The following is a 3,171-nucleotide window of genomic DNA, read 5'->3' on the forward strand; positions in this document are numbered from 1 at the left end:
CCGCCGATGGTGATGGTGTATCCCGCGCCCGCGTCGGTGACCTCGCTGAAGTCGAAGGTGTGGACGTGCTGCCGGGAGCTGGGGTCGATCCCCGCGGGGGTGGTGGTCCCGCTCGCCCGGACGGTGCCGTCGGCGGCCCGCAGCCGCCATGTCAGGGGCTTGGTGGCGCCGGTGACGACGGTGCCCTTCTTGGGGCCGTGGGTCAGGTAGCCGACCTGGTTCACCCGCACCGGCGAACCGGTGTCGGCCGCGGGGGCGGCCGTCTCGGCACCGTGCCGCGCGGCCGTCTCGGCGCCGTGCCGCGCGGCCGTCTCGGCACCATGCCGCGCGGGGTGGCCCACGGCCCCGGCCGCGGGCGCGGTCAGCGCGCCGAGCGCCAGGGCCGCGGTGACCGCCGCGCCGAGCATGCGCCGGCCACGGCGGTCGGTCCGGTCGGGGGCGGGAGGTACGGGAGGAGCGGAGGGAGACAAGACTTCAGCACTTCCGGGGTTCGGCGTCTTTTCCGTCCTCCAGAGGCTATGGAGAGGTCCTGGCCCGCGGCTTCGTACGACCAGCCGAGATCCGGGTACCCCAGATGACCGGGGCCGGCCTCCGTCAATCGAGGTATTCGGGCAGGTGAGCCCCCTGGGCGGCGGGCTACCAGCGGGCGAGGTCCGCCCGGAAGGACGGGTCGAAGCGGCGCATGTACCCGGTGTCGTCGCGGTTGCGCTGTCCGCAGTGGACGTACCTCTCATGCAGGCGCGCCAGGGCGTCGGGGTCGAGCTCCACGCCGAGGCCGGGGGCGCTCGGCACCGGTACCGCGCCGTCCACGAACCTCAGCGCGCCGTCCACGATCACGTCCTCGGTCTTCCAGGGCCAGTGGGTGTCGCAGGCGTAGGTGAGGTTCGGGGTGGCCGCGGCCAGGTGGGTCATCGCGGCCAGGCTGATGCCCAGATGCGAGTTCGAGTGCATGGACAGGCCCATGCCGAAGGTGTCGCAGATGCCGGAGAGCAGCTTGGAGCGGCGCAGTCCGCCCCAGTAGTGGTGGTCGGAGAGCACGATCTGGACGGCGTCGGCGGCCACCGCGGGGGCCAGTTCGTCGAAGGCGACCACGCACATGTTGGTGGCCAGCGGCATGGGGACCTCACGGGCGACCGCGGCCATGCCCTCGATCCCGGGGGTGGGGTCCTCCAGGTACTCCAGCACCCCCTCGAGCGCGCGCCCCACCCTGACCGAGGTCTCGGTCGTCCAGACGGCGTTGGGGTCCAGGCGCAGCGGATGGCCGGGGAAGGCGCGGCGCAGCGCCCGCACGGCCTCGATCTCCTCCTCCGGGGGCCTGACGCCGCCCTTCAGCTTGATCGCGGTGAAGCCGTAGGTGTCCACCATCCGCCGGGCCTGGGCCACGAGCGCGTCGGGGTCGAGCGCCTCGCCCCAGGAGTCCGGCTCCTGGCCGGGGTGGGCGGCCCACTTGTAGAAGAGGTAGGCGCTGAAGGGGACCGCGGACCGCACCGCGCCGCCGAGCAGATCGCTGACGGGGCGCCCGACGGCCTTGCCCTGGAGGTCCAGGAGGGCGACCTCGAACGGCGAGGCCACGCGGTCGACGGTGCTGCTGGTGGTGATCATGCCGGTGAGCCCGGAGCCCCCGGAGCCGCCCACGCGGTCGATGACCCGCTTGACGCGCTGGTGCAGCTCCTCGGTGGCGAAGGCGTCCAGTCCGACGATCTCGTGGCCGACGGCCTCCAGGCGCTCCAGGTGCAGCTCGTCCGCGTAGGTCTCGCCGAGTCCGGTCAGGCCCGCGTCGGTGTGGACCTGCACGATCGAGCGGAGCGCGAAGGGCTCGTGGACGCCGACGGAATTGAGCAGGGCCGGGTCGCGGAAGGCGACGGGGGTGATGGTGACATCCGTGATACGCAGGGGCGCTCCGTCAAACATCGGCGCCCATTCTGCCGCCGGCCACCGCCGGCGTCTACCTCCTGCGCCGCGGCGGCGGCCGGGGCGGATCCGGCGCCCCGCCCCCGCCCTCCCCCTCGCCCTCGGCACTGCCCGGACCGCGACCGGCCGATCCCGGGGCGCCCGGGCGTCAACCAGTTGGGGTGACGTGACCACGTCGTGTTGTGCCGGAGATCGTCGCGCTCGGTGCGGTGAGGTATTTTCCCTAGCGTTCCTATAGGGAAAGTCGACTTACGGAGCGGGAGACTCGCCCATGACCTGTGGAAAGGCGCACTGCAGCGTCGCGGTCGCCGGGGCCGGCGCGGCCGGCACCCTCATCACCGCCCGGCTGCTGGAGCTGGCCGCACGATGTCGCCTGCCGCTGGAGATCACCCTCATCGACCCGGCGCCGACGACCGGCCGCGGACCGGCCTACGCGACGACCGACCAGCGCCACCTGCTGAACGTGCCGGCCACCCGGATGAGCGCCACGGCCGACGACCCGGACGACTTCGCCCGCTGGCTGGCCGCGCACGCCGACGGCCGGGTGGCTCCGGGGGGATACGCCCCGCGCCATCTGTACGGCAGCTACCTCGCCGACCACCTCCGGCAGCGGGCCGCCACCGCGCCGGGGACCGTGGTCAGGGTGCGGGACCGGGTGGCCGGCGCCGTCCGTACCAGCGGACGGCTGGCACTGCGGACGGCCGGTGGCCGGGAGCTGACCGTGGACGCCGCGGTCCTCGCCACCGGCAGCCACCCGCCGTCCGTGAGCTGGGCGCCGCCCGCACTGCGGAACTCCGACGCCTTCGTCGCCGACCCCTGGGCCCCCGGAGCGCTCGACACGATCCCCGAAGGGCGCGATGTCCTGCTGGTGGGCACCGGTCTGACGATGGTGGACATCGCCATGACGCTGGCCCGGGACGGCCGCACGGTCCACGCCGTGTCCCGCTCCGGGCTGCTCCCCCACGGCCACGCCGCCGCCCCCGCCGCCCCCGTGGCACCGGCCGACGGACTCACCGGATGCACCGGTCTGGACGCCCTGCGCCGCGCGGTCCTGCGCCATGTGGCCCGGACCCGGCGTGGCCACGGGGACTGGCGTCCGGCCATCGACGGGCTGCGGCCGCTGACCGCCGCGCTGTGGCAGCGGCTGCCGGAGTCGGACCGGGTCAGGTTCATCCGTGGCGAGGCCCGCCAGTGGGAGGTGCACCGGCACCGCATGGCCCCGGCCACCGCGGACCGGCTGGCGGGGATCCTGGCCGCCGG

Annotated in this window: 3 protein-coding genes; 1 reads left to right on the forward strand and 2 read right to left on the reverse strand. The window is 74.4% G+C overall.

Annotated features, from left to right (window positions below; translation table 11 throughout):
- Positions 1 to 407, reverse strand: a 407-nt coding sequence (locus tag AXW62_RS07325) for a cellulase N-terminal Ig-like domain-containing protein (RefSeq protein WP_289305993.1), incomplete at its 3' end; no start/stop codon positions are given.
- A 229-nt stretch (positions 408 to 636) separates the two neighbouring features.
- The gene (locus AXW62_RS07330) at positions 637 to 1,911 is read right to left on the reverse strand and encodes a glucarate dehydratase family protein (protein ID WP_060943775.1); all 1,275 of its coding nucleotides are present in this window, start codon (positions 1,909 to 1,911) and stop codon (positions 637 to 639) included.
- A gap of 271 nt (positions 1,912 to 2,182) precedes the next feature.
- Between AXW62_RS07330 and AXW62_RS07335 the strand changes: the two genes are divergently transcribed.
- A partial coding sequence (locus AXW62_RS07335; RefSeq protein ID WP_159060826.1) for an FAD/NAD(P)-binding protein occupies positions 2,183 to 3,171 on the forward strand: 989 nt, incomplete at its 3' end.

The sequence above is a fragment of the Streptomyces hygroscopicus subsp. hygroscopicus genome (assembly GCF_001553455.1).
GTDB classification, from domain to species: domain Bacteria; phylum Actinomycetota; class Actinomycetes; order Streptomycetales; family Streptomycetaceae; genus Streptomyces; species Streptomyces hygroscopicus.